The organism is Streptomyces sp. NPDC101110, from assembly GCF_044759525.1.
GTDB lineage: Bacteria > Actinomycetota > Actinomycetes > Streptomycetales > Streptomycetaceae > Streptomyces.
This window is the reverse complement of sequence record NZ_JBIVZM010000009.1, coordinates 254,788-279,565: the sequence shown is the minus strand read 5'-3', so window position 1 is coordinate 279,565 and position 24,778 is coordinate 254,788. Positions and strand designations below refer to the sequence as shown.

Annotated in this window: 23 protein-coding genes, 2 pseudogenes and 1 riboswitch; of the genes and pseudogenes, 20 read left to right on the top strand and 5 right to left on the bottom strand. The window is 73.2% G+C overall.

Annotation, left to right across the window (positions count from 1 at the left end):
- Position 1: 1 nt before the first annotated feature.
- Positions 2 to 397, bottom strand: coding sequence for an amidohydrolase family protein (locus ACIQU3_RS22795; RefSeq protein WP_403927519.1), 396 nt, complete (start codon positions 395 to 397; stop codon positions 2 to 4).
- Between the two features lie 21 nt (positions 398 to 418).
- Between ACIQU3_RS22795 and ACIQU3_RS22790 the strand changes: the two are divergent.
- A pseudogene (locus ACIQU3_RS22790) lies at positions 419 to 634 on the top strand (cytochrome P450); the annotation flags it as partial.
- 117 nt (positions 635 to 751) lie between these two features.
- Here the strand turns inward: ACIQU3_RS22790 and ACIQU3_RS22785 are convergent.
- Positions 752 to 1,387, bottom strand: coding sequence for a sigma-70 family RNA polymerase sigma factor (locus ACIQU3_RS22785; protein WP_403735454.1), 636 nt, complete (start codon positions 1,385 to 1,387; stop codon positions 752 to 754).
- Positions 1,388 to 1,604: 217 nt separating this feature from the next.
- A complete protein-coding gene (locus ACIQU3_RS22780) occupies positions 1,605 to 2,282 on the bottom strand; it encodes a hypothetical protein (RefSeq protein ID WP_403735457.1) in 678 nt (225 codons plus the stop codon).
- A gap of 143 nt (positions 2,283 to 2,425) precedes the next feature.
- Between ACIQU3_RS22780 and ACIQU3_RS22775 the strand changes: the two genes are divergently transcribed.
- Positions 2,426 to 3,565, top strand: a complete 1,140-nt coding sequence (locus ACIQU3_RS22775) for a winged helix DNA-binding domain-containing protein (protein ID WP_403735460.1) — start codon at positions 2,426 to 2,428, stop codon at positions 3,563 to 3,565.
- Positions 3,566 to 3,694: 129 nt separating this feature from the next.
- On the opposite strand, the gene ACIQU3_RS22770 is transcribed toward ACIQU3_RS22775, so the two are convergent.
- Complete coding sequence (locus ACIQU3_RS22770) at positions 3,695 to 4,171, bottom strand: DUF4396 domain-containing protein (RefSeq protein WP_403735463.1); 477 nt, start codon at positions 4,169 to 4,171, stop codon at positions 3,695 to 3,697.
- Between the two features lie 126 nt (positions 4,172 to 4,297).
- On the opposite strand from ACIQU3_RS22770, the gene ACIQU3_RS22765 reads away from it, so the two are divergent.
- From ACIQU3_RS22765 to ACIQU3_RS22685, 17 genes and pseudogenes are all read left to right on the top strand, one after another.
- The gene (locus ACIQU3_RS22765) at positions 4,298 to 5,131 is read left to right on the top strand and encodes an SDR family NAD(P)-dependent oxidoreductase (protein ID WP_403735466.1); all 834 of its coding nucleotides are present in this window, start codon (positions 4,298 to 4,300) and stop codon (positions 5,129 to 5,131) included.
- Between the two features lie 105 nt (positions 5,132 to 5,236).
- Entirely contained in the window at positions 5,237 to 6,034 is a 798-nt protein-coding gene (locus ACIQU3_RS22760) for a VOC family protein (protein WP_403735471.1), read from the top strand.
- Between the two features lie 138 nt (positions 6,035 to 6,172).
- Positions 6,173 to 6,709 carry a GNAT family N-acetyltransferase gene (locus ACIQU3_RS22755; protein WP_403735474.1) on the top strand — a complete coding sequence of 179 codons (537 nt, stop codon included), beginning with the start codon at positions 6,173 to 6,175 and terminating at the stop codon, positions 6,707 to 6,709.
- A gap of 23 nt (positions 6,710 to 6,732) precedes the next feature.
- A complete protein-coding gene (locus ACIQU3_RS22750) occupies positions 6,733 to 8,244 on the top strand; it encodes an ABC transporter substrate-binding protein (RefSeq protein WP_403927432.1) in 1,512 nt (503 codons plus the stop codon).
- Between the two features lie 116 nt (positions 8,245 to 8,360).
- Complete coding sequence (locus tag ACIQU3_RS22745; protein ID WP_403927516.1) at positions 8,361 to 10,136, top strand: ABC transporter permease subunit; 1,776 nt, start codon at positions 8,361 to 8,363, stop codon at positions 10,134 to 10,136.
- Entirely contained in the window at positions 10,133 to 11,425 is a 1,293-nt protein-coding gene (locus tag ACIQU3_RS22740) for an MDR family MFS transporter (RefSeq protein ID WP_403927430.1), read from the top strand. Before ACIQU3_RS22745 ends, ACIQU3_RS22740 begins: the two co-directional genes overlap by 4 nt.
- Positions 11,426 to 11,656: 231 nt before the next feature.
- Positions 11,657 to 13,114, top strand: a complete 1,458-nt coding sequence (locus ACIQU3_RS22735) for a serine/threonine-protein kinase (RefSeq protein ID WP_403927514.1) — start codon at positions 11,657 to 11,659, stop codon at positions 13,112 to 13,114.
- 127 nt (positions 13,115 to 13,241) lie between these two features.
- A riboswitch (cobalamin riboswitch) is annotated at positions 13,242 to 13,427 on the top strand.
- Between the two features lie 29 nt (positions 13,428 to 13,456).
- Positions 13,457 to 14,170, top strand: a complete 714-nt coding sequence (locus ACIQU3_RS22730) for an energy-coupling factor ABC transporter permease (RefSeq protein WP_403735487.1) — start codon at positions 13,457 to 13,459, stop codon at positions 14,168 to 14,170.
- Positions 14,167 to 14,535, top strand: a complete 369-nt coding sequence (locus ACIQU3_RS22725; protein WP_403735490.1) for an energy-coupling factor ABC transporter substrate-binding protein — start codon at positions 14,167 to 14,169, stop codon at positions 14,533 to 14,535. The genes ACIQU3_RS22730 and ACIQU3_RS22725 overlap by 4 nt, the downstream gene beginning before the upstream one ends.
- 6 nt (positions 14,536 to 14,541) lie before the next feature.
- Complete coding sequence (gene cbiQ, locus ACIQU3_RS22720) at positions 14,542 to 15,291, top strand: cobalt ECF transporter T component CbiQ (RefSeq protein ID WP_403735493.1); 750 nt, start codon at positions 14,542 to 14,544, stop codon at positions 15,289 to 15,291.
- Positions 15,288 to 16,142, top strand: coding sequence for an energy-coupling factor ABC transporter ATP-binding protein (locus ACIQU3_RS22715; protein ID WP_403735496.1), 855 nt, complete (start codon positions 15,288 to 15,290; stop codon positions 16,140 to 16,142). The genes cbiQ and ACIQU3_RS22715 overlap by 4 nt, the downstream gene beginning before the upstream one ends.
- Positions 16,143 to 16,390: 248 nt before the next feature.
- The gene (locus tag ACIQU3_RS22710; protein ID WP_403735499.1) at positions 16,391 to 17,047 is read left to right on the top strand and encodes a maleylpyruvate isomerase N-terminal domain-containing protein; all 657 of its coding nucleotides are present in this window, start codon (positions 16,391 to 16,393) and stop codon (positions 17,045 to 17,047) included.
- 73 nt (positions 17,048 to 17,120) lie between these two features.
- Positions 17,121 to 17,924 (top strand): alpha/beta fold hydrolase, encoded by an 804-nt coding sequence (locus ACIQU3_RS22705; RefSeq protein ID WP_403927511.1) that lies wholly within the window; start codon positions 17,121 to 17,123, stop codon positions 17,922 to 17,924.
- Positions 17,924 to 19,264, top strand: coding sequence for a PP2C family protein-serine/threonine phosphatase (locus tag ACIQU3_RS22700; protein ID WP_403927427.1), 1,341 nt, complete (start codon positions 17,924 to 17,926; stop codon positions 19,262 to 19,264). Before ACIQU3_RS22705 ends, ACIQU3_RS22700 begins: the two co-directional genes overlap by 1 nt.
- On the top strand, positions 19,261 to 19,593 hold the full coding sequence (locus ACIQU3_RS22695; protein WP_403927424.1) for an STAS domain-containing protein: 333 nt from the start codon (positions 19,261 to 19,263) through the stop codon (positions 19,591 to 19,593). The genes ACIQU3_RS22700 and ACIQU3_RS22695 overlap by 4 nt, the downstream gene beginning before the upstream one ends.
- A 172-nt stretch (positions 19,594 to 19,765) precedes the next feature.
- Positions 19,766 to 20,288 (top strand): annotated as a pseudogene (locus tag ACIQU3_RS22690) (TetR/AcrR family transcriptional regulator).
- 297 nt (positions 20,289 to 20,585) lie between these two features.
- A complete protein-coding gene (locus ACIQU3_RS22685; RefSeq protein ID WP_403927421.1) occupies positions 20,586 to 22,400 on the top strand; it encodes an ABC transporter ATP-binding protein in 1,815 nt (604 codons plus the stop codon).
- A gap of 10 nt (positions 22,401 to 22,410) precedes the next feature.
- Here the strand turns inward: ACIQU3_RS22685 and ACIQU3_RS22680 are convergent, their stop codons facing one another.
- Complete coding sequence (locus ACIQU3_RS22680; protein ID WP_403735511.1) at positions 22,411 to 23,112, bottom strand: TetR/AcrR family transcriptional regulator; 702 nt, start codon at positions 23,110 to 23,112, stop codon at positions 22,411 to 22,413.
- Between the two features lie 155 nt (positions 23,113 to 23,267).
- Here ACIQU3_RS22680 and ACIQU3_RS22675 point away from each other — a divergent pair, with 155 nt between their 5' ends.
- Positions 23,268 to 24,764 carry an APC family permease gene (locus tag ACIQU3_RS22675; RefSeq protein WP_403927419.1) on the top strand — a complete coding sequence of 499 codons (1,497 nt, stop codon included), beginning with the start codon at positions 23,268 to 23,270 and terminating at the stop codon, positions 24,762 to 24,764.
- The last annotated feature ends 14 nt before the right edge of the window (positions 24,765 to 24,778 follow it).

The following is a 24,778-nucleotide window of genomic DNA, read 5'->3' as shown; positions in this document are numbered from 1 at the left end:
TTCACCGTTCGAAGACGACCCGCCCGTCGAACACGGTGAGGTCCACCTGCACCCGGGTGATCTCGTGCGGATCGAGATCCAGCAGGGGCCGGTCCAGGGCGCACAGGTCCGCGGCCCGTTCCGGTTCGAGGGTGCCCTTGAAGTCGTCGGCGAAGCCCTGCCCGGCGGCCGTGGAGGTGCAGGCGCGCAGGGCGTCGGCGAGGGGCACGCACCGCTCGGGGCCGCTGGTGCGGCCGCGGGCCTTGGACTCGCGCAGTGTCATCGAGGCCACGCCCGGGCGCCAGTCGGGCTCGGTGATGGGTGCGTCGGAACTGGCGCAGACCCGTGCCCCGGCGTCCAGCGCGGAGCGCACCGGCCACTGATACGCGGACCGTACGGGTCCCACGACGACGTCCATCAGGTCGGAGACGGTCCACTTGACGGCGTCGCGCGCCGCGACAACGACCACGTCACCTTCGGTGAGGGCAGCCCCCACCTGTGCCTGGGCGCCCTGCTCGCCCGCACCGAGATCCGCATCATGTGTGAGGAACCGATCCCGCGCCTGGCGGACATCCGGCTGACCGGTGACGTCCCGAGGGTCCGCTCCCACTTCGTCAACGGCATCAAGAAGCTGCCGGTGGAGGTCACCCTGGCCCTCGCTGCTGCACCTCTGCCCGATCAAGGGCAGGGGTGCGCGGTGCCCGCGGCAGGAGCGGCGGGCACCGGCGGCCTCCCTGTGTCAGGCCGTGACGAGCACGGGCCTCGCCACGTGTCAGGCCGCGACGAGGGCCGGGCCCGGTTCCTCCGCCTCGGCGAGCAGGGCGAGGAGTGTGGCCCGGGCGCGGGCCACACGGGAACGGACGGTGCCGATCGGGCAGTTGCTCAGCTCGGCGGCTTCCGCGTAGGGCAGGCCGAGCAGTTGCGTGAGGACGAACGCCTCGCGGCGTTCGTCCGGCAGACCGGCCAGCAGCTCCAGCAGTGCCACACCGTCGTCGAAGCCGGGCAGGCCGCGCGGCTGGGCGAGTTCGGCCGCCGGCTCCCAGTCCGGCAGGTCGGCCGGGCGGGGGCGCACGGCGGTGTGGCGGATGCTGTCGGCCACCGCGCGCCGGGCGATCGCCAGCAGCCAGGTCCGTGCGGAGGAACGGCCCTCGAAGCGGTGCAGACTGCCCAGGGCCCGCAGGAACGTGTCCTGCGCCAGGTCGTCCACGGCCTGCGGGTCGGCGCACAGATGGGCGACATACCGCGTCACGTCACGGTGCAGGGCGCGCACGAACCGGTCGACGGCCACGGAGTCCCCGCCGCGGGCGGCCAGCGCCCAGGCGGTAATCGACTCGTCGGCCTGCGCCGATCGCTCGTGCGCAGCCGATCTCGCGCTCGCAGGGGAAAGGGGCACAGCAGGAGTGATCACCTGATGTCCTTCTCGGGATGCGGGACCACGAGGGCACGCGGGTCGGCAGACCGTGCGGTCCGGCGAACGCGCGTGGGTGGGTGGCCCCGTGAGCGGGGAGGCGGACGGGCGTCCGGCACGGCGCATCGTGGGCGTGAGCGCCTGTGGATGCGCGGGTGCGGGGACGTACGGCCGCGACCAGGGAGCACTGGGGCTGCCCCGGTGTCACCGGCTGCCGTCAGACGGCAGCGGCCCCGGCGGGTGGTCCGCGCGTCGTGATCGCGTGGACGAGGAGGAGTTGGTGCGGCCTGCGGTGCGAGGGCCGCCGCCGCTCGCGCACGGGCGGGGGCGGCGGTGCGATCAGGGCGGCCAAGAGCCGCAGCGGTGCGGCGAGCCGGCTGCCCACGGCGTGCAGCAGCCGGAAGACGGCCCGTTCCCCGTGCCCCAGCCACAGGCCGCACAGCAGCGCGGCCAGGAGGTGGGCGGCGAGCATGCCGAGGGACGAGTCACCGCCGGGGAGGTGCCCCGCGTGCGAAGACATGGAGGCCATGGCGTCCTGGCCCATGCCGTGACTCATGTCGTGACGCATGCCGTGGCTCATGGATCCCATGCCGTGGCTCATGTGCGGCACGTCCGAGGCCCCAAGTCCGCTTGCGGCCGGGGCCGGCGGCGCGAACGAGAACGCCGAGTGCAGCGCCGTCTGGACGGCCACGGCGACGGTGACGACCAGGCGGAGTCCGCGCTCGCGGCCCGCCAGGCACCAGCCCGCCACACCCGTCACGGCCCAGCCGGCCAGCAGTGTCGACAAGGGCACGTGGTCGCCGGACATCATGACGTGCCCGAGGGCGGCGAGCACGACACAGACGGCCGCGAACACCGCGGCCCGTATCGTGCGAGCACACCACCCGACTGTCATGGCGCCTCATCCTCGCATCCGGCCCCGCCCCGACACCCATGGGTACGGACATCTCCCCCGCCGCACACTCAATCCCAGCCATGTGATCCGGGCCACTGCGACGGAGCCGGCACCTCCGCTGGGATCAGGGCACAATCCCCGGCGTGGACATCACTCCGCAGGAACTCAATCGGGCCACTCTCGCACGCCAGTTGCTGCTGGAGCGGCAGGTGATGGGGACCGGGGAGGCGGTGCGGCGGGTGGTCGCGCTGCAGGCCCAGCACGCCGCTTCGCCGTACGTGGCGCTGTGGAACCGGCTGGAGGGGTTCGCGCCCGACGAGCTGGACGCCGCCTTCGCCGGACGTGCGGTGGTCAGGGCGACGCTGATGCGGATCACGTTGCACGCGGTCCACGGGGACGACTACCAGGTGTTCCGGGAGGCGATGCAGCAGACGCTGTACGCCTCCCGGCTCGGGTACCGCTTCGCCGCGGCGGGGCTGACGCCGGCCGACGGCGAGGCGCTGGTGCCCGGGTTGCTGGACTTCGCGGACCGGCCCAGGACGGCCGCCGAGCTGCAGGAGTGGCTGGAGGAGCGGGTCGGCGCGGAGAAGACGGCCGGGGCGTGGTGGGGGCTCAAGGCGTACGCGCCGCTGCACCACGTGCCGACAGGCCTGCCTTGGTCGTTCGGCGCCCGGTCGTCGTTCGTCGCGGCGCGGACCGGTCCCCCGCCCCGGGGGCGGGCGACCGTGGCGGAAGCGCTGCGCCACCTCGTCCTGCGTTATCTGGCGGGTTTCGGGCCCGCTTCGGTGGCGGACGTCGCCCAGTTCGCCATGGTGCCGCGGGGGCCGGTACGCCAGGCACTGCTCGCCCTCGACGGCGCGGTGGAACAGCTCCGGGGCCCCGAGGGGACCCTGCTGTACGACGTGCCGGGCGCCGCGCGCCCGCCGGCGGACACACCGGCTCCGCCTCGGCTCATGGCCATGTGGGACAGCGTGCTGCTGGCGTACGCCGACCGCAGCCGAGTGATTCCCCCGGCGTATCGCCGACTGGTGATCCGGGCGAACGGCGACGTGCTTCCGACGCTCCTGGTCGACGGCCGGGTCGCCGGCGTGTGGCGGGCGGTCGACGGCGGCGTCGAGGCCACGGCGTTCCACGACCTGCCGGCCGCGGTGTGGGACCGGCTGGCCACCGAGGCCGCGTCGTTGACGGCGCTGCTGGCGGGCCGCGACACCGAGGTGTACCGCCGCTACCACCACTGGTGGCCGAAACTCCCCGACGGCCGGGTGCGTCTTCTCAAAGGCTGACCTCTTGAAGGGCCTGCCTCGTCAGGTGCCGGACTCTTCAAGGGCTGGGTTCTACAGGGGCCGGCCTCTTCAGGGGCTGAGCTCCTCAAGGGCTGAGCCCGGCTTCATCCGTACGCGCGTAACGTCGTGTCAGTGGTGGGCGTGGACCACCGCATGCCCCCGGCCGCGGCCGATCATCCACTTGTTGACCGGGGTGGTGATCAGGAAGGCGACGGCGAAGCCGCCGAGGAGGGCGGACCAGAAGAGGCCGTCGGACAGGTGGGCGTCCATCGCGCCGGGGGTGAGAGCGATGATCACGTTGTCCACGAGCTCCATGACCGCGATGGAGACCGTGTCCGCGGCGAGGGCGACCCGGATCGCGGCCCGCATACCGAGGCCGGCCCGCAGGACCGCGAACAGGGTGAACGAGTAGCCGAAGAGGAACGCGAGCCCGATCGCCAGCACCATCGTGGGCACGTTGCCCCACCCCAGTGCCGTGCCGATCACCATGCCGAGGATCTCGCCGAGGGCACACCCGGTCAGGCAGTGCAGCGTCGCCTTGACGGCGGTCCCCCAGGACGCGGTCCCGTGCGTTTGCTTCTCGGGTTCATGAGCGGTGTGGTCCATACCCGGCACTATATACCCCCCAGGGGTATCTGTGCGGGAGCTCGGACAAACGAACCTGCGGGCGGGTCGTCCGGCCCTCGAACACCACTCGTGGGCCGTCCCCATGATCGACTTAGAGTGGTCGCCATGACGACACACCCGACCCCAGCCCCCGAGCCGAAGGGGGCACCCGCGCCCTCCCGGGACGTCCGGGACTACCTCTGCGAACTGTTCTCACTGGAGGGCAGGACCGCGGTGGTCACCGGTGGCAGCTCCGGCATCGGCCGCGCCATCACCGGCGCCCTCGCGCGCGCCGGGGCGAGCGTGGTGGCCGTGGCCCGCAGCGAGGCCGCTCTGGCCGCGACGGCCGCGGAGCTGACGGCCCAGGGCTGCCGTGCCGCGTGGGTCAGCGCGGACCTGAGCTCCCGCGAGGGTGTGCGGACCGCAGCCGAGCGGGCGGTCGAGGCGTTCGGGGAGCCCGACATCCTCGTCAACAGCGCCGGGATCAACCTGCGTCCGCCGATGGACGAACTCGGCGAGGACGTCTGGGACGCCACGATGGCCGTCAACCTGGAGGCGCCGTTCCTGCTCGGGCAGCGCTTCGGTCCCGGGATGGCGGAGCGGGGCCACGGACGGATCATCCACATCAGCTCCCAGCAGGCCCACCGCGCGTTCGTCCAGAGCGGGGCCTACGGCGCCTCCAAGGGCGGCCTCGAGGCGCTGACGCGCTCCCAGGCCGAGGCGTGGTCGCCACGCGGGGTCACCTGCAACCTCCTCGTACCGGGCTTCGTCATGACACCGCTCAACGCCCGGCTGTCGTCGGACCCGGAGAAGGTGGCCGCCCTCGCCGCCCGCACGATGATCGGGCGCAACGGCCTCGCGGAGGACTTCGCGGGCGCGGCGGTCTTCCTGGCGAGCGGGGCGTCCGCCTACGTCACCGGGCAGTCGGTCTTCGTCGACGGCGGGCTGTCCGTCCACTGAGGCCCCGCCCCGGCGGGGAGTCCCCCGGACGGGGAGCGGCCGACGGGCGATGGCCGGTGCTCGGTGTCACGCTGGGCACAGGACCCGTGGAAGGGAAACATCGCCATGATCACGACGGAGTACGTCCCCGGTTCGCCCTGCTGGCTCGATCTGGGCGCTCCGGACGTCCGGGCCGCCGCCGACTTCTACGGTGCCGTCCTCGGGTGGGACTACGAGTCCATGGGCGAGAGCGAGGACTTCGAGGGCGGGATGTTCAAGAAGGACGGCAAGACCGTCGCCGGTCTCGGCAAGCTCACCGAGGAGGGCGCGCGGCCGGCCTGGATGCTCTACTACAGCGTCGCCGACGCGGACGCCACGACTCAGGCCGTGCAACAGACGGGCGGCACCGTGCGGGTCGCGCCGATGGACCTCGACGACTGGGGCCGGATGGCGCAGTACAGCGACCCGCTGGGCGGCCAGTTCGCCGTCTGGCAGCCGGGCACGAACAAGGGCATGGAACTGGTCGACCAGCCGGGCTCGCTGTCGTGGACCGAGCTGTACACGACCGACGCCGCGGCCGCGCGGCAGTTCTACGGCTCCCTCTTCGACTGGCAGTTCAGCGACATGCCGCTGCCCGGCGACGCGGGCACGTACACGCTGATCACCCCGGCGGGGCTCTCCGAGGACCGGATGCACGGCGGGCTCATGCAGCTCGGCAAGGAGGACCTGGCGCTGACGGGCGGGCGGCCGTACTGGCACCCGGTCTTCGCCGTCGACGACTGCGACGCGGCGGTGGCCCAGGTCGCCGCGAACGGCGGCAGCGTGCAGATGGGGCCGGTGGACATGGAGGGCGTCGGCCGGCTCGCCGTCTGCCTCGACCCGGCGAACGCGGACTTCGTGGTGCTCGCCCCGTCCGAGGGCTGAACCGGGACGTCACACCGGCCCCGTACCCGCGAGCCGGGCGGCCCCGCCTCCGTCCGGCCGGGAACGGCGCCGGCACCCCGACCGGCACCGGCATCCGACTCGACCGGCCCCCGAGCTCTTCTTGCATATGATGCGCAAATGCGTGAGTACAGCATCAGGGAAGCCGCGGCGGCCGACATCGACGGAGCCCGGTCGGTGATGCTCGACGCGGTGTACCGCGATTTCGGCACGGGTTACGTGCCGCGCTGGCACGCCGACATCATCGATCCGGTGCCGTTCTACGTGACGCCGCCCCGGCACACCCTCCTGGTCGCCGTGGACGAGCGGGACGGGACGGTGGCGGCCACGGCGGCACTGGACGCACGCGGGCCGGCACACCCGCCGAACCCCCGTCGGCTGGCCGAGCGGTTCCCCTCGGGCGAGACGGCGCAGCTCCGGCGGGTCTACGTGCGTCCCGAGCACCGGCGCCGCGGCCTCGCCCGGCAACTGGTGGACGGCCTGCTGGAGTTCGCCCGGGCCGACGGCGGCTACCGGTCCGTCTACCTGCACACCTACCCGCACTCCCCCGGCGCGATGGGTCTGTGGCGGGCGGTGGGCAAGGTGCTGTGTGACGAGCGCGCGGAGGTGCCGGGCGGGGGCAGCGGTGTCGTGCACTTCGAGATACCGCTCGCTTAACGAAAATGGTATTCATATACACTATGACAACCCCCCGTCGCCGGCTCACCGCCGGTCTGCTGCTCCTGCCGCTGCTCTCCGGCTGCTTCGCGTCGTCCGGTGACGGCTCCGCCGACACCTCCGGCTCCTCCGGTTCCGGGGACGGCGGACGCCTGCGCGTGGCGCTGGCCTTCCCGCCGACGCAGAACTACTCGCCGTACGGGTACGACGCCTACAACCTGTCCCGGCTGGGCGTCACCGAGGGGCTGACCCGGCTGGACGCAGGCGGCACCGCGGTGCCCGCGCTGGCCGAGTCCTGGAGCCGCGAGAAGGGCGGCGAGAGCTGGCTGTTCACGCTCCGGGACGCCACGTTCCAGGACGGCGAGGACGTCACCGCCGAGGCCGTCGCCTCCGCCCTCAACCACGCCGCCGAGGCGAAGCCCGCCCCCGCGGCGATATCCGGCGTGAAGCTGACCGCCGAAGCCGCCGGGGGCAACCGGGTGCGGGTCGCGTCCGCCGGGGCCGACCCGGTGCTTCCGCTGCGGCTGAGCAACCCCGGCCTCGCGGTGTTCTCCCCGAAGGCGTACGGGAAGACGGGCACGGTGAACGCGGTCGGCACCGCCACCGGCCCGTTCGAGCTCACCGAGGTCAGCGGTGACCGGGCTGCCTCGCTGGACCGCTTCGACGGCTACTGGGGCGGCCGGGCCCTGGCCTCGGGCGTCGACGTCAGGTACGTCTCGGACGGCACGGCCCGCGCCCACGCCCTGCGCACCGGGGACGTCGACATCGCCGAGGCGGTCCCCGTCGCCCAGGTCGCCTCCCTGGACCGGGGCACCGTCCACGAGTCGGACACCGCCCGCAACACCAGTTTGTACCTCAACACCGGCTCCGGTGCCTTCAAGGACGCCGGACTGCGGGCCGCCGCACGGGAGGCAGTCGACGTGCCGGCCGTCGCCAAGGGCGTCTACGAGGGCTCGGCCGCACCCGCGCAGGGCCTCTACGGCCCGGCCCTGACCTGGGCCGGGGACAAGCGCGTCGAGCCGTCAGGGCGAGCCCGGGCGACCGGCCCGCGGGGCCGGAGCATCACCATCGGCAGCTACGACGACCGCCCCGAGCTGGCGGAGACCGCCCAGGTGCTGCAACAGCAACTGGAGAAGGCCGGGTTCGAGGTGAAACTGGAGGTGCGGACCTACGCACGCCTCGAAAGGGACCTGCTGGACGGCAAGTTCGACGCCGCCGTCGTCTCCCGCAACATGATGACGGACACCGGTGACCCGGTCACGGTGCTCGACAGCGACTTCACCTGCGACGGTTCCTACAACCTGGCGTTCCTGTGCGACCGGGACGTCGACCGGCTCGTCGCGACCGCCCGGGCCGAGTCCGACCCGGCGAAACGGCAGGACGCCGCGATGCGGGCGGAGGCCGCGATCCTGGGTACGGACGCGGTGATCCCGCTGGTGCACCTGAAGGCCGTCACAGGGGTCCGGGCATCCGTGCGGGGCGCTCGACTCGACCCCTACGAGCGGGAGTTCGTCGGCCCCGGGACGCGGCCTTGACCACCGGGTCCCTCCCGGCCAGGGGCCTCACCGCCCTGCGCGCCCTCGCGCGGGGCGGGTGCCCGGCGCTGCTGTGGCGGGCCGTGCTCACGGCCGCCCTGGGGGGCGCGATCGGCATGCTCCCGTGGCTGTCACGCACCGACCCGGCACTGACCGTCCTCAAGGCCCGCTCCGCCGAGCGCGACCCGGCACCGGAGACGCTGCGCGCGATCCGCGACGAACTGAACCTTGACGAAGGTCCATTGACCCTCCTCGGCCACTGGCTCGGCGGTCTGCTGCGCGGGGACGCGGGCACCTCCTGGGTGTCCGGCGCCCCGGTGCTGCCGGGCGTCGGGCAGGCGCTCGGCGTGTCCCTGCTGCTGATGTGCGGGGCCCTGGTGGTCGCCGCGGCCACGACGGCCGCCGTCTGCGCCCGTACGCTCCGGCTGGGCGCGCGAGGCCGTCTCGGTGCGCGTCGTCCCGGCGGGACGGCGACGGCCGTGCTGGCCGCGCTGCCGGAGTTCCTCGTCGCCTCGGTGCTGGCCTCGGTGATCGCCGTGCACCTGGGGTGGCTGCCCGCGCTGGGCTGGTACGGGCCGCCGTGGATGGTGCTGCCCTCGCTCGCCCTCGGCCTGCCGGCCGGGGCGGTCCTGGGCCGGATGCTCGACGACCTGCTGCCGGGCGCGTTCGGCGAACCCTGGGCCACGGCGGCCGCGGCGCGCGGTGTGCCGCCGAGGACCGTGGCCCGGCAGGCCGTGCGCCGCTGCGTACCCGGACTGCTGCCCAACCTGGGGCTGTTCGTGGTCGGGCTGACCGGCGGATCGGTCGCCGTCGAGCAGATCCACGACATCCCGGGCCTGGGGCGGCTCACCCTGCACGCCGCTCTCGCCCAGGACCTGCCCGCCCTCCAGAGCGGCACACTCGCCCTTGTCCTGCTCGCCGCCGCCGCGGGGCTGCTCGCCCGGCTCGCCGCCCGGCTGCTGGCCGGACCGGCACTGCGCGACGGCGCCCTGCAGTCCCTGCACCGGCCCCGGCCGCCCGCACCCCGCGTACTCCCGCTGCTCTACGGGGGACTGCTGGCGGCTCTCATCGGGTTCGGGCTCCCCCGCGACCCACTCGCCCTGGACACCCTCGCCCGGCTGCGGGCCCCGTCCCTGGAGCACCCCTTCGGCACGGACGCGCTCGGCCGGGACGTCCTCGCGCGGATCTCCCACGGGGCGGTGACCACCCTCGGCACCGCCCTCGCGGTGAGTGCCGCCGCCCTCGTCGCCGGGCTGCTGCTGGGGCTGCTGCCGAGGCTGTCCGGGCCGCTGGCCGACACCCTCAGTGCCGTACCGCCCGTCCTGGCGGGACTCCTCGTGACCGGCGTCCTGGGCAGCGGTCCGTGGACGCCCGCGTTCGCCGTGGCCGTGGTGGCCTGGACGCCGCTGGCCGCGCACACCTCCGCGCTGCTGCGGCAGGAGCGGGCGACCGTCCATCTGACCGCCACCCGGGCACTGGGCGCCGGCCGCCGGTACGTGCTCCGGCACGAACTGCTGCCCGCCGTCGTGCCCCCGGTCCTCCGGCACGCCCTGCTCCGGCTCCCGGGCATCGCGCTGGGTCTTGCCGCGCTCGGCTTCCTCGGACTGGGCGCCCAGCCGCCCTCCCCCGAGTGGGGTCTGCTGCTCGCCGAGAATCAGCCCTACGCCGAACGGGCTCCCTGGGCCGTCCTCTTCCCGGCCGCCGCACTCGCCCTGCTCGGGGCACTCGCGGTGACAGCCGCGGGCGGTGTACGACTGCCCGGGCGGCGCAGGCGGCCCCCCGGCCCGGCCGTGCCGCCGGTGATGCAGGCCGTGCCGGACCCGCGGCGGTCCCCGGGACGCCCCGACAACCTCCTGACTCCCGTTTCCGCCTCACAGACAGACGAACGATGACCGAGCCCGTCTCCCGGGTGCCGGCCCGCAAAGACGCCCGTACGATCCGCGCCGGAAGCCGCGAGAGCACCCGGCGGCTCTGGAAGGAACTGTCGCCGCTGCTGCGGCTGCTGGTCCTCACCCAGCTCGCCTTCAACATCGGCTTCTACGCCGTCCTGCCCTTCCTGGCCGAGCACCTCGGCACCGCGATCGGCATGGCGGGCTGGCTGGTCGGGTTCGTGCTCGGGCTGCGCACCTTCAGCCAGCAGGGGCTGTTCGTGGTCGGAGGCTGGCTCGTCGACCGGTTCGGGGTGCGGCCGGTCGTCCTCGCGGGCTGCGCCCTGCGGATCGCCGGTTTCGCGTGGCTCGGCTTCGCCCGGACGGGCCACACCGTGATCGGCGCGGTGCTGGTGATCGGTTTCGCCGCCGCGCTCTTCTCACCCGCCGTGGAGTCCGAGGTGGCCCGCCAGGCGGTCGTGTGGGAGGAGGAGGGGCACGGCTCACGCACCCGGGTCCTCGCCCTGTTCAGTGTGGCGGGACAGGCAGGGGCGTTCGTGGGGCCGTTGCTCGGCGCGCTGCTGCTCGCCGTCGACTTCCGCACCGCGTGCCTGGCCGGTGCCGGAGTCTTCGTGCTCGTCCTGGCCGGGCACCTGTGGCTGATGCCGCAGCACATACCGGGCCGGATCCGCGTCCGGGAGCGGGGCGGGGTCCGCGTCCTGCTGCGCGACCGCCGCTTCCTCGCCCTGTGCTGCGCGTACGGCACCTATCTGCTCGCCTACAACCAGCTGTACCTGGCGCTGCCGGACGAGGTGCAGCGCGCGGCGGGCTCCCAGGCGCCGCTGTCCTGGCTCTTCGCGCTGTCGTCGGTGCTGGTGGTGTTCACCCAGCTGCCGGTGACCCGCTGGGCGGGCGACCGGTTGGACCTGCGCCGCTCCATGGCGGCGGGGCTGTGGCTGATCGCCTCGGGCTTCGCGGTGGTGGCCGCGGCGCGGCCCGCCGGCTGGACGGGCACCGCCGGGCTGCTCCCGGCCGCGGGCTTCGTGATCTTGCTCACCGTCGGGCAGATGCTCGTCGTGCCCGCCGCCCGGGCGTGGGTGCCCGACCTCGCCGAGGAGGGCCGGCTCGGGCTCTACACCGGTGCTCTGTCGTCCGTCTCCGGGCTGATCGTCCTGGCCGGGAGCGCGGCCACCGGTCTCCTGCTCGACACGGGCCTGCCCGCCGCCCTGCCGTGGCTGGTCCTCGCGGCCGTACCGGCCCTGGCGGTGGCGCTGTTGCCGCGCCGCGGAAAGGGCGCGGACGCCTCGGCCTGACACGGCTCCGGTCCCCGGCGGCGACCGGGCACGCCGTGGGTCACCCCGGCGGGCGACTCGACCGGCACCGGAATTCCCTTCCGGCACCCTCCGGGGACACCGCCGCGGAACTCGGTGGTCACGCCGCGCCAGTATCCTGGGTCGGCTGCGGCGCCCCCCACCAATCCCGGTGCGGAAGCGGGGAGTTCGGCCTGCGGCTATGACCTTCCCATACGCATGAGACGAGGACGAGTGCTGCTAGCGGGCCGCTACCGGCTGGATGTTGAGATCGGGCGCGGTGGAATGGGAGAGGTCTGGCGTGCCTACGACACCACGCTCGCCAGAGCGGTGGCCCTCAAGCTGCTGCTGCCCCAGGACACCGACCCCACGGCGACCTCCCGGTTCCGTCTGGAGGCTCAGACCGCCGGACGTCTCAACCACCCCAACGTCGTGGGTGTCCTGGACTTCGGCGAGTACGACAACCGGCTGTACCTGGTGATGGAACTGGTCGAGGGCGACAGCCTCGCCGGGGTGCTGGCCGGTTCCGGCGCGCTGCCCGCCGAGCGGGTGGCCCGTCTCGCCGCGCAGGCGTCCGCGGGGCTCGCCGCCGCGCACGCGCAGGGCATCGTGCACCGGGACGTCAAACCCGCCAACCTGCTGCTGGACGCGGCCGGCACGCTGAAGATCGGTGACTTCGGCATCGCGCGGTTCCTCGACGACCCCGGCGCCGCGCTCACCGCCACCGGGCAGATCATCGGCACCGGCCTCTACCTAGCGCCCGAGCGGGCCCTGGGCAAGCCCGCGGGGCCGGCGTCCGACATGTACTCCCTGGGCTGCGTGCTCTACCAGCTCCTCAGCGGACGCCCGCCGTTCGAGGCCGACACCGCCGTCGCCCTGCTCCACCAGCACCTCGACTCGGCTCCCGTGCCGCCCCGCGAGCTGGGGGTCGCCGGGCTTCCGCCGGCGTTCGAGAACTATCTCCTCGGACTGCTCGCCAAGCAGCCCGAGGAACGGCCCACCGCCCAGCAGGCCGCCGAGTGGTTCGCCGGGGGAGCCTGGCGAGGCCTGCCCGAGCCGCTGCCGGAGGTCTCCCCACCGCCGCGGCCCACGACCACGTCCACGGCGAAGCCCGCAGGGCCGGACCCGTACGCCGCCGCCGAGACCGGCAGTCCGACCACGTACGCGCTGCCCGCGACCACGGGTCACCGCACCGCGGCCCGGGCCGCCCGGACGGGGCGTTCGGGCCGCACGCGCGGGCGCGGCGGTGCCGGCAACCGGTCCACGGCGGTCGCGACGGCCGCCGCCGCGGTCCTCTTCCTCGCGGCGATGCTCCTCGGCATGCGCTGGTTCTCGCCCGACACGACCACGGAGGGCACGGAGCCCGACGCCTCCCCGACGGCGAGCAGCCCGGCCGCCACGGTGCCCGAAGGCACCGCCGCGCCCGGCTCCCCCGGCCAACAGGCCGATCAGCAGGCCGATCAGCAGGCCGACCCGGCGGGCGGGCCGGGGGCAGCCGACACCCCGGCCACCGGCACCGTGGCCGATGTCACTCCGTCCGCTTCGCTCTCTGCGCCGACTCCTGCCGCGCCCGCGCCGAGTGCGGCGGCTCCGACACAGGAGGAGGGCGGCGGGCCGGCGCAGCCGAAGCCGGAGAAGCCGCGCAACGGCGGGGAAGAGGGGGAGAGCGACGACGGCGGAGACGACGGCTGACGCCGCCCGAGGGCATGCGGCGGAGCCCTGCCCGGTGCGCCTCGATCGGCCGTGAGATGCGCCGGTGTGCGAACGGGCGCCCCCTCGCGCGCCCCTTGGGTGGCTTGTCATCGCCCTTATCCCGGCCTTATTGTCACCACGCCTTGGTGAACGGGAAATCCGGTGTGATGCCGGTGCGGCCCTCGCCACTGTGAATCGGGAAGTCCGGCTCCAGCCCTCACGGGCAGCCACTGGGTCCTCGTGACCCGGGAAGGCGGAGTCCGGGCGGTGGTACCCGTCAGCCAGGAGACCGGCCAAGGCGCGTCAACCATCCACGAGGTGCTGGAGAGGGTCTGCTGAGCCATGCACATTGCCGAGGGTTTCCTTCCTCCGGCGCACGCGGTCGCCTGGGGCGTCGCGTCGGCGCCGTTCGTCGTCCACGGGGTCCGGTCGCTCACCCGTGAAGTACGCGAGCACCCCGAGAGCACGCTGCTCCTCGGTGCGTCCGGCGCCTTCACGTTCGTCCTGTCCGCGCTCAAACTCCCTTCCGTCACGGGCAGTTGCTCGCACCCCACCGGCACGGGTCTGGGCGCCATCCTGTTCCGGCCGCCCATCATGGCCGTGCTGGGCACCATCACCCTGCTCTTCCAGGCGCTGCTGCTCGCGCACGGTGGCCTGACCACGCTCGGCGCCAACGTCTTCTCCATGGCGATCGTCGGGCCCTGGGCCGGGTACGCCGTGTACAAGCTGCTGCGGCGTTCCAACGCGCCGCTGATGGTGGCGGTGTTCTTCGCCGCGTTCGTCGCCGACCTGTCCACCTACTGCGTCACCAGCGTGCAGCTGGCGCTCGCGTTCCCCGACCCGGGCAGCGGATTCCTGGGCGCGCTCGGCAAGTTCGGCTCCATCTTCGCCGTCACCCAGATCCCGCTCGCGGTGAGCGAGGGCCTGCTGACCGTGCTCGTGATGCGGCTGCTGGTGCAGTCCAGCAAGGGTGAACTGACCCGGCTGGGCGTGCTCGTCGCCAGGAAGCAGGCGCGGACCGGGACCGAGACCGAGACCGAGGCGGCGGCCCGATGAAGAAGAACACGAAGATCAACCTGATCCTGCTGCTCGCCGTGGCCGCGCTCGCGGTGCTGCCCCTGGCACTCGGGCTCGGCGACCACAAGAAGGAGCCGTTCACGGGCGCCGACGGCGAGGCCGAGACGGCGATCACCGAGCTGAAGCCGGACTACGAGCCGTGGTTCTCGCCGCTGTACGAGCCGCCGTCCGGCGAGATCGAGTCGGCGCTGTTCTCCCTCCAAGCTGCTCTCGGCGCCGGTGTCCTCGCCTACTACTTCGGCCTGCGCCGGGGCCGCAGGCAGGGCGAGCAGCGGGCACGGGAACGGGACTCCGACGACGCGCTGTCCGGTACCGCCGGGAAGTCCACCGAGGGACGGGACTGAGCCCGGGTGCTGCCGATCGACGCGGCGGCGCACGGCAGTCGCTGGCGCCGCCGCCATCCCGTGGACAAGGCCGTGCTCGGGCTCGGCCTCACCGTACTCGCGATCTCCCTGCCGCCCTGGCCTGGCGCGGCCCTGGTGCTCCTGACGGCCCTGGTGGTGCTGCTGGGTCCGGCCGGTGTGCCCGGGCGGCGGCTGTGGCGGGCCTACCGGGTACCGCTGGGGTTCTGCGTGACGGGCGCGCTCACGCTGCTCGTCCAGGTGGGCGGGCCGGGAGGATTCGTCGCCTTCGCCGCCGACGGGCCGGTCCGGGCCGGGGAGTTGCTGCTGCGGACCTCGGCGGCCTCCCTGGGCGTGCTGCTGTTCGCCTTCACCACGCCCATGTCCGACCTGCTGCCCCGGCTGGTCCGGGCCGGGGTGCCCGCCCCGGTCGTCGACGTCGCGCTCGTGACGTACCGGATGAGTTTTCTGCTGCTGGACTCCGTGCGCCGCATCCGGGAGGCCCAGGCGGCCCGGCTCGGGCACACCAGCCGGGCCGCGGAGTGGCGGTCCCTGGCCGGGCTCGGCGCCACCGCGTTCGTCCGGGCCTTCGACCGGGCCACCCGGCTCCAGGCCGGGCTCGCCGGGCGCGGCTACGACGGCACCCTGCGGGTCCTGGTGCCCGAGGCCCGGGTCTCCGTCCGCTTCACGGCGGCCAGTTGCGCGCTGCTCGCGGCGCTGGCCGTCCTCACCCTCGTACTGGAAAGGCCGCTGACATGAGCGAGCCCGCCCTCGTCGCCCTGCGGGGCGCGTCCTTCGCCTACGAGGACGGCCCGGCCGTGCTCAGCGGCCTCGACTTCGAGATCCGCGAGGGCCGTGCCCTCGCGCTGCTCGGCCGCAACGGCAGCGGCAAGACCACGCTGATGCGGCTGCTGAGCGGCGGCCTGAAACCGCACGAGGGGAGCCTGACGGTCGAGGGGCGGCCGGTGGCGTACGACCGCAAGGGGCTGACCCGGCTGCGGACGACCGTGCAGCTGGTCGTGCAGGACCCGGACGACCAGTTGTTCGCGGCCTCCGTCGAGCAGGACGTGTCGTTCGGGCCGCTGAACCTCGGCCTGGACGACACACAGGTCCGGGCGCGGGTGGCGGAGGCGCTGGCCGCCCTGGACATCACGGCCCTGGCCGACCGGCCGACGCATCTGCTCTCCTACGGACAGCGCAAACGGACCGCCATCGCCGGCGCGGTCGCCATGCGGCCGCGCGTCCTCGTCCTGGACGAGCCGACGGCCGGCCTCGACCCCGAAGGCCAGGAGCGGCTGCTCACCACCCTTGACGGGCTCCGGGCCGCCGGCACCACGGTGGTGATGGCCACCCACGACGTCGACCTCGCTCTGAGCTGGGCGGACGACGCGGCGCTGCTCACCCCGTCCGGTGTCCGCACCGGGCCCGCGGCCACGGCACTGGCCCGTACGGATCTCCTCCGGGATGCCGGACTGCGTCTGCCGTGGGGCGCGGCCGCGGCGGGACTTCTGCGCGCCCAGGGGCTGCTGACCGAAGCGGAGCCGGGCCCGCGGACACCGGACGAGCTCGCCGCGCTCGTGGGAGGGCGGCTGGGGGCGCCGGGAGCATGAGAGGAACGCGGCGGTCGAGCACGCCTCAGGACGCCCGAAGGCGCGAGCCACGCGGCGTCCGGGGCAGCCGGGGGCGTCCGGAAGGTGAGAGCACGCGGCGGTGAGCACCGCCGGGGACTCCCGGAGATCACGTGCCACGCGGCGGCGAGCACCGCCGGGGACGCCCGAGACCGTGTGCCACGCGGCGGTCAGCGCTGTCGGCCGAAACGCGCTTGTGCGGTGTCGCCGCAGGGCTCTACGTTGCCGGGGTGGATCTCTTCTCCCGCACCTGGACGGCGTTGCGCACGGTGGTGGCCGGTCTCTCCGACGAGGACTTCGGGCGGCCCAGCGGCTGTACGGGATGGCTGGTGCGGGACCTGGTGTGCCATCTGGTCATCGACGCGCAGGACGTCCTGATCACCCTGGCCACCCCCTCGGACCGGGAACCGACCCGTGACGCGCTGACGTACTGGGACGTCTCGGACACTCCGCCGACCGGTGACGACCCGCTCGACGCGCTGACCGTCCGGCTCGCCGCCGCGTACGAGGACCCGGGCCTGCTGAAGTTCCACCTGGACGACGTCGGCTCCGCCGCCGGGCGCGCGGCCCTGCTCGCCGATCCGGCGGGCCGGGTCGGCACTCGCGACGAGGTCCTCACCGTGGGCGACTACCTCTCCACGTACGTCATGGAGTGGACGCTGCACCACCTCGACCTGATCGCCCACCTCCCCGACGCGCAGGCGCCGCTCCCGGAAGGGCTGGCCTGCTCCCGGGAGATGCTGGAGCGGATCGCGGGCGGCTCGTTCCCCGCCTCCTTCCCGGACACCGACGCACTGCTGATCGGCACCGGCAGGCGTGCGCCGACCGGAGCGGAACAGGCCGAGCTCGGTGACCTCGCCTCCAGGGTGCCGCTGTACCTGGGCTGACTTCACGGTCGCGAACCCGATGTGCGCAGGGGTGCCGTCGCACCGCCGCGACCGGGGTGACAGCATGGCCGCCATGGACATCCGCCGCAGGAACAACGTCAACGTCATCGGCCCGGTCGGCGCGCCGGTGCTGCTCCTGGCACACGGGTTCGGCTGCGACCAGAACATGTGGCGACTGGTGGCGCCGGCGCTTGCGGAACGCTACCGGGTGGTGCTGTTCGACTACGTCGGTTCCGGCGGCTCGGACCTCGCGGCGTGGAGCGAGGAGCGGTACTCCTCGTTGCACGGCTACGCCGGTGACGTCGTCGACGTCTGCGAGGAGCTGGACCTGCGGCAGGCGGTGTTCGTGGGGCACTCGGTGAGTGCCATGGTCGGGGTGCTGGCGGCGCAGGCGGCGCCGGAGCGGATCGGGTCTCTCGTGATGGTGACCCCCTCGCCCTGCTACATCGACGACGAGGGCTACCGCGGCGGCTTCAGCACGGAGGACATCGACGAGCTGCTCGCCTCCCTGGAGGCGAACTACCTGGGCTGGTCGTCCGCGATGGCCCCCGTGATCATGGGCAATCCGGAGCGGCCGGAGCTGGGCCAGGAGCTCACCAACAGCTTCTGTGCCACCGACCCCGACATCGCCCGGGTCTTCGCCCGTACGACCTTCCTCACCGACAGCCGCGAGGACCTCAAGGGCGTGTCCGTGCCGACCCTCGTACTGGAGTGCGAGCAGGACGCCATCGCGCCCCGCGAGGTCGGTGCCTACGTGCACGCGGCCATTCCCGCCTCACGGCTGGTCACGCTCGACGCCACCGGGCACTGCCCGCAGCTCAGCGCGCCGCAGGCCACCGCCGCAGCGATCCTCGACTTCCTGGAGTCCCCGAAGTGATGTGCCGCACGGGCGGCGTGCCCGAGCCCACGGGGACGGGGGACGAGGCGAGCACGGCCGCGGCGTTCACCGCGCTGCTGGAGGACAGCGCGGAGGACCTGTACGAGTCGGCGCCGTGCGGCTACCTGTCCACGATGATGGACGGCACGATAGCCAAGATCAACGCCACGCTCCTGGACTGGCTCGGCCTGGACCGCGAGGCCGTCGTGGGCCGCAAGCGCTTCGCCGACCTGCTCACCATCGGCGGGAAGCTCTACCACGAGACGCACTTCGCTCCGTTGCTGCGCATGCAGGGTGAGCTGCGGGGCATCGCCCTGGAGCTGCGGTGCCGGGAGGGCGGCCGGCTGCCGGTCCTGGTCTCCGCGATGGTCAAGCACGGGACCGAGGGCGAGCCGCTGCTGATCCGGATCACCGTCTTCGACGCCTCCGACCGCCGCGCCTACGAGAAGGAACTCCTGCGCCGCCGCGAGGACGCCGAGCGGGCCCGTGCCGAGGCGGACGAGGCCCGGCGGCAGGCCGAGGCGGACCGTGCCAGGCTGGCCGACGCCCTCGCCGTCCTGCAGCGCTCCCTCGTGCCCGACTCACTGCCCGGCGTGCCGGGCCTGGAGACGGCCGTCAACTATCACACCGCGTCCCCGGACCAGCTGGGCGGCGACTTCTACGACCTGTTCCCGGTGGCCGGCGGCCGGTGGGCGTTCTTCCTCGGCGACGTGTGCGGCAAGGGCCCCGAGGCCGCCTCCCTCACGTCGCTGACCCGGTACACGCTGCGGGCCGCGGCCCACCACGACCCGGACCCGGCCTCGGCGCTGAGCACGCTGAACGCCGTTCTGCACGAGCGGTACACCGGTGGCGGCGATCCCCGGTACTGCACCTGCATCTTCGGGCTGGTCGAGCCGGGCGGCGAGCACGGGCGGGCCGTGGTGCGCCTCGCCTCCGGCGGCCATCCGCCGGCGCTCGTCCTGCGGGCGGACGGCCGCGCGGAGTTCCTGCCCACCCCGGGCGGTCTGCTCATCGGTGTCGTCCCCGGTGCTCCGATCGGCACCGCGGAGACCGTCCTGGCCCCCGGCGACACGGTCGTGCTGTACACCGACGGCCTCACCGAGGCCCGCGTCGGCCCCGGCCGGGACGACCTGTTCGGTGAGGACGCCCTGCACGCCTTCGCCACCGATCACGCCCCGGCCACGCCGCACGAGGTGATCACCGCTCTCACCGGGCTGCTCGAGGGCTTCGGCGACGGTCTCGACGACGACACCGCCCTGCTCGCCCTCGGCGTTCCCGCCGCCCCGTCCCCGACAGTCCCCGGTTCCCCGACCATTCCCACGACGAGTCACACCTCATGAACCCGCTCACCGTCAGACAGCACGACACCACGACCGGACCCGTTCTGCACGTGGCGGGCGACCTGGACTACGACCAGGCCCCCGTCCTGCGCGACCGGCTGGGCCGGCTCCCCCTGTCTCGGGGGCAGTGCCTGGTCCTCGACCTGTCGGGCCTCGCGTTCTGCGACTCCTCGGGCATCACCGCCCTGCTCGCCGCCCGTCAGCACGCGCTGGCCGCCGGCGCCGACATCGTCCTGGCCGCCGTTCCGGCGAACCTGATGCGCGTCATCACCCTGGTCGGCCTCGACCAGGTCTTCACGCTGCGTCCGGACTCCAGCGCCGCGTCATGACCACGCCGTCGCCGTGTGCGCCGTGGGGCGGTGCGGCTTTACGACAGTCGTCGTGAGGCACGGCCACGCTGGACTATGACGACTGTCATGGCCCGCGGGGCCGGAAGGGACCGTGCAGGTGACCAAGCCCAGTCCGACGGCGCGTGAGCGGATCGTGGCCGGCGCGGCCGACATGATCAGCCGACGTGGTCTGAACGCGACGAGCATCCGCGAGACGGCCAAGCACGCCCGGGCGCCGCTGGGTTCGACCTACCACTACTTCCCCGAGGGCAAGCAGCAGCTGGCCACCGAGGCGGTGCGGTTCACCGGGGCCTGGGCCGCCCGGAGTCTGCGCGAGGAGCTGGAGGCGGGTCCCGTCGCCGGACTGCGGGCCTTCCTCGCCCTGTGGCGCACGATCGTCCTGGACAGCGATCTCCGGGCGGGCTGCCCGGTCCTCGCCGTCTCCATCGAGGAACCCCCGGCAGGCGAGACGCCCACCGCCCTGGCGGCGGCCGCCGATGTGTTCGACGAGTGGGAAGGCCTGCTGTCCGGGTCGCTGCGCGAGCACGGCGCCGAGCCCGAGCAGGCGGCTCAGCTCGCGACGCTGATCGTCGCGGCGGTCGAGGGAACCGTCGCCATGTGCCGCGCCAAGCGCAGTACCCGACCGCTGGGCCACCCAGTTGCAGGCACTCGTGCTCGCCGCGATCACCGACTGACCGCTCCCCACCCTGCGGAATCACCCGCCGGTCCCACGCCCGGCGGCCCCGGCCTCCTGCCGGTCATCACCCGCGCCCCGAGGGCGCCGCGGACCCGCCCCGGCGTACGGGCCCCCGGCCGTCGCGCCTCATGGCGCTCCCCGCACACCCCCGACCGGCCGGAAAACGCTTGGACTGCGCGGCCGGCATCGCGGGACACTTCCGGACTCGACCCGAAACCTCACACAACCGTTGCCGCGATGGCCCCTGCCCGCACGCACGGCGTGGCGGGCGGCCACAGGACGACTCAGGGGTGGGATGGAAACGCCGGAAAAACACAGGGTATTACCGGGCAAACGCTCGGTTCTTCTCGCACTTCGCTACTACGGAAGGGAGTTGTCCCGGCTGCGCCGGTGGACGGCGCCCGCGATGCTGCTCTCGGCGCTGGGCAACATCGGAATCAACTACGTCGCGCCGCTGATCGTCGCCAAGCTCGTCGCCGACATCGCCGGGAACAAGGACCTCACGGCCGGCTCGACCCTGCCGTACGTGCTCGTCTTCGCGGGTGTCCTGCTGGTCGCGGAGGCACTGTGGCGCGTCGCCCTGCACTGCCTCACCCGTCTGGAGGCCGTGGGCATCGAGCACCTGTACGTGGTCGGGATGGACGAGCTGTTCGCCAAGGACGCCGCGTTCTTCCACGACAACTTCGCCGGTTCACTGACCAAGCGGGTCCTCAGCTTCGCCTCCCGGTTCGAGCAGTTCGTCGACACGCTGACCTTCCAGATCGTGGGGAGCTTCGTGCCGCTGATGTTCGGGGCGGTCGTGCTGTGGCGCTACGAACCACTGCTCGTCGTCGGCCTGTTGCTGATGATCGCGCTGACGGCGGTGCTGGTCGTGCCGCTCGTCCGACGCCGCCAGGCGCTCGTGGACCAGCGTGAGGAGGCGATCGCCCGGGTGTCGGGCCATGTCGCCGACAGCCTGATGAACATGGACACGGTGCGGGCGTTCGCGGCGGAGGACCGTGAGGCCGCCGAGCACCGCTCCCGGGTCGCGACGTCCCGGCGGCTCACCCTGCGTTCGTGGGACTACGGCAACCTGCGGATCGACACGCTGGTCGCGCCGATGTCCGTGCTGACCAACGCGATGGGCCTGCTCCTCGCGGTGACGCTGGGCGGCGGCACGCACGGAGTGGAGGCGGTCGTGGTCGCCTTCGCCTACTACACCAACGCGACCCGGATCATGTTCGAGTTCAACCAGATCTACCGCCGTCTGGAGAGCTCGATGACGGAGGCCGCGCAGTTCACCGAGCTGCTGCTGACGCCGCCGACCGTGCTCGACCCGCCGGACCCGGAGCCGTTGCGGACCCGGGCCGCCGACGTCCGCTTCGAGAAGGTGACCTTCGCCCACCGGGGCGGCCGTCCCCTGTTCGAGGGACTCGACCTGTCCGTGCCGAGCGGCACGAAGATCGGCCTCGTGGGCCGGTCCGGCGGTGGCAAGACGTCGCTCACCCGGCTGCTGCTGCGGATGACCGACATCGACGGCGGCCGCATCCTGGTCGGCGGCCAGGACATCAGCCGCATACGGCAGGCCGAACTGCGCGGGCGGATCGCGTACGTGCCGCAGGACCCGGCGATGTTCCACCGCAGTCTGCGGGACAACATCGCCTTCGCCCGGCCCGACGCCACCGACGCCGAGATCCTCCGGGCGGCCGAGGCGGCTCACGTCACGGAGTTCGCCGACGCGTTGCCCGACGGCTTCGACACCATGGTGGGCGAGCGGGGCGTCAAGCTGTCCGGCGGGCAGCGCCAGCGGGTCGCCCTCGCGCGGGCCATCCTGCGCGACGCGCCGATCCTGCTGCTCGACGAGGCCACCAGCGCCCTGGACTCGGAAAGCGAACTGCTGGTCCAAGAGGCGCTGTGGCGGCTCATGGAGGGGCGGACCGCGCTGGTGGTGGCGCACCGGCTGAGCACGGTCGCCGGCATGGACCAGCTCGTCGTCCTCGACCGCGGCCGGATCGTCGAGCAGGGCACGCACCAGGAGCTGCTCGCGTTCGACGGTGCCTACGCGAAGCTGTGGCAGCACCAGTCGGGCGGGTTCCTCGACGACACCCCGGGACGGGCCGAGGTGCCGTAGCGCGGGCCGGTCACCCGCGTTCGCGGGCCGGGGCCCGGGCCGCCAGGGCCTCCAGCAGGAGGTCCACCGCCTGTTCGAAGGAGCTGTCCGCCATGGCGGGCAGCTCGGGGCGCACCGCGGTGAGGGAGGGGTACGTCGCCGGATCGAGGCCCTGGTAGACGTCGCGCCACGACCTCCGGTCGGCTTCGCGCTGCTGCGGGGGAAGGGCCTGGAACGCCGCCTCCGCGGCGGCGTGACTGAGCACGGTGTCGATGAAGGCCAGGTAGAGCCGTGCGGCGTCGGCCGCCGGGAAGCCCGCGGTGAGCAGCAGGCCGATCCCGGTGTCCACGGCACGGATCTCGTTGCGGCGCCGGGTCACACGGTGGGCCGCCATGGCCGCGGCACGGGGGTGGGCGAGGTACCCCGTGCGGACCCTCAGGGCCATCTCGCGCAGCGACGCCACCCAGTCGTCCCCCGGGGCGAAACCGGCCATGGCGTCGCCGATGATCCGGTCGGCGATGGCGAGCACCAGGTCGTCGGTGCCGTGGAAGTACCGGTACAGCGCGGTCGGGTCGCAGCCCAGGGCCGCGCCGAGCCGGCGGACGCTCAGCGCCTCGGGTCCGTGCTCGCCGATGAGCCGCAACGCGGTCTGAACGATCAGGTCCTCCGACAGCAGGACGCCCGACCGGGTCGGTCTGCGCCGTCTGCGTTCCTGCGGGACACGGGTGGTCATGACGTGGACTCCTCTCCTCGTGCGCCGACGGTTCCTCGCGTACGCAGTGAACGGCCCTCCCGGCCTTACGTCAACAGGGTTGACCCAATGTGGCCGCCGGCTGTTCCATCACAGTCCCGCGCGGCTCTTCCCACCTCTCCCCCGAGGAGCCCTTCATGTCGTCCGCACCGCCCCAGCCCCGCCCCGCGCTGCGCCGTTCCCTCGGCGTGGTCGACGGCGTCGCCATCGCAGCGTCCAGCACCGCGGCCACCACCAGCATCGCCATCGGTATGGGCACCATCGCCACGGTCGTGGGGCCGCAGGCCCCGGCGCTCCTGCTGCTGGCGTTCCTGCCGGTGCTGGGCATCGCCCTCGCCTACAGCCGGCTCAACCGCTCCGAACCCAACTGCGGCAACGGCTACACCTGGGTCGGCAGATCCCTCGGTCCCTGGCCGGGTTTCCTGACCGGCTGGGTCACGCTGGTGGGCTCGGTCATCTTCTGCGCCTACACCAGCGCGATCATGGGCTCGGTCGTGTTGGCCTTCGCCAACAAGGCCGGTCTGCGCGGCGTGGCGGGCATCGCCCTCGATCCGACGTCCACGGGCGTCTGCACGGCGGTCGGGCTGGTGATCCTGCTCGCCCTCACCGTCCTGGCCGTCACGGGTGTGCGGGGCGCGACCCGGTTCCAGTTCGCGCTGCTGGTGTTCGAGTACGCGGTGCTGATCGGGTTCTGCGGCTGGGCCCTGATCACCGGCGATCACGCCGTCTCCCTGTCGTGGTTCAACCCGTTCGAGATCTCCAGCGGCACCCACTTCGCCCAGGGCATGGTTCTCGCGGTGTTCTTCTTCTGGGGCTGGGACGCGGCGTTCAGCGTCAACGAGGAGACGAAGAACCCGGGCGACTCGGCCCGCGGCGGGCTCATCGCCCTGGTCGCGATGCTCGGCCTGTTCCTCTTCGCCTCGGTCGCCTTCCAGCGGGAGATGAGCCTGGCCGAACTCGTGCGCAACGGCCCGCAGGCCCTGCCCTACCTCGGCGAGAAGCTGGCCGCCGAACCGTGGGCCACCCTGCCCCTGGTCGCCCTGATGTTCTCCGCGGTCGCCTCCGTGCAGGCCACCTTGATCCCCACCGCGCGGGGCCTGCTCGCCATGGGCCGCGACCGCACCATGGGCCCGCTGTGGACCCGGGTCCACCCGCGCTACGGCACGCCCGCCGCGGGAACGGCCGTCGTGATGTCCGTCGCCGCGGTGATCGCCGTGCTCGCCTTCGCGATCCCCAGGCTGAGCGACATGCTGCTGGCCGCCGTCAACGCGATCGGCCTGATCGTGGCCCTGTACTACGGCCTCACCGCGCTCGCCTGCGCCGTGCGCTTCCGCTCGGCACGGCACGCGGGAGCGCGCGAGGCGCTGCTCGCCGTCGGCGTGCCCGCCGTGTCCGGGCTGGTGCTGCTGGGGCTGGGCGGCTACCTCGGATACTCGTACCTGACCATGAGCGACCACTTCGAACTGAGCCCGGACAACGGGTGGTTCATGTTCTCGCTGCCCGCCTTGATCGTGCTCGCCGGCCTCGGCATGGCGGCCGTCGCCAAGTACGTCCGGCGCTCGCCGTACTTCACCACCGGGCGAGGCACCGACGCCGAAGCCCTCACCCTGCCGATGGACCGCACGGCGGTCTGACCCTCCATGGAGTC

Excerpts from the sequence above, each read along its gene's own strand:
- ACIQU3_RS22780 (WP_403735457.1), bottom strand. The coding sequence starts at position 2,282 with ATGACAGTCGGGTGGTGTGCTCGCACGATACGGGCCGCGGTGTTCGCG.
- ACIQU3_RS22770 (WP_403735463.1), bottom strand. The coding sequence starts at position 4,171 with ATGGACCACACCGCTCATGAACCCGAGAAGCAAACGCACGGGACCGCG.
- ACIQU3_RS22675 (WP_403927419.1), top strand. The coding sequence starts at position 23,268 with ATGTCGTCCGCACCGCCCCAGCCCCGCCCCGCGCTGCGCCGTTCCCTC.
- ACIQU3_RS22705 (WP_403927511.1), top strand. The coding sequence starts at position 17,121 with ATGGACATCCGCCGCAGGAACAACGTCAACGTCATCGGCCCGGTCGGC.
- ACIQU3_RS22715 (WP_403735496.1), top strand. The coding sequence starts at position 15,288 with ATGAGCGAGCCCGCCCTCGTCGCCCTGCGGGGCGCGTCCTTCGCCTAC.
- ACIQU3_RS22680 (WP_403735511.1), bottom strand. The coding sequence starts at position 23,112 with ATGACCACCCGTGTCCCGCAGGAACGCAGACGGCGCAGACCGACCCGG.
- ACIQU3_RS22750 (WP_403927432.1), top strand. The coding sequence starts at position 6,733 with ATGACAACCCCCCGTCGCCGGCTCACCGCCGGTCTGCTGCTCCTGCCG.
- ACIQU3_RS22700 (WP_403927427.1), top strand. The coding sequence starts at position 17,924 with ATGTGCCGCACGGGCGGCGTGCCCGAGCCCACGGGGACGGGGGACGAG.
- ACIQU3_RS22760 (WP_403735471.1), top strand. The coding sequence starts at position 5,237 with ATGATCACGACGGAGTACGTCCCCGGTTCGCCCTGCTGGCTCGATCTG.
- ACIQU3_RS22725 (WP_403735490.1), top strand. The coding sequence starts at position 14,167 with ATGAAGAAGAACACGAAGATCAACCTGATCCTGCTGCTCGCCGTGGCC.
- ACIQU3_RS22765 (WP_403735466.1), top strand. The coding sequence starts at position 4,298 with ATGACGACACACCCGACCCCAGCCCCCGAGCCGAAGGGGGCACCCGCG.
- ACIQU3_RS22795 (WP_403927519.1), bottom strand. The coding sequence starts at position 397 with ATGGACGTCGTCGTGGGACCCGTACGGTCCGCGTATCAGTGGCCGGTG.
- ACIQU3_RS22745 (WP_403927516.1), top strand. The coding sequence starts at position 8,361 with ATGCTCCCGTGGCTGTCACGCACCGACCCGGCACTGACCGTCCTCAAG.
- ACIQU3_RS22740 (WP_403927430.1), top strand. The coding sequence starts at position 10,133 with ATGACCGAGCCCGTCTCCCGGGTGCCGGCCCGCAAAGACGCCCGTACG.
- ACIQU3_RS22695 (WP_403927424.1), top strand. The coding sequence starts at position 19,261 with ATGAACCCGCTCACCGTCAGACAGCACGACACCACGACCGGACCCGTT.
- ACIQU3_RS22685 (WP_403927421.1), top strand. The coding sequence starts at position 20,586 with ATGGAAACGCCGGAAAAACACAGGGTATTACCGGGCAAACGCTCGGTT.
- ACIQU3_RS22755 (WP_403735474.1), top strand. The coding sequence starts at position 6,173 with ATGCGTGAGTACAGCATCAGGGAAGCCGCGGCGGCCGACATCGACGGA.
- ACIQU3_RS22730 (WP_403735487.1), top strand. The coding sequence starts at position 13,457 with ATGCACATTGCCGAGGGTTTCCTTCCTCCGGCGCACGCGGTCGCCTGG.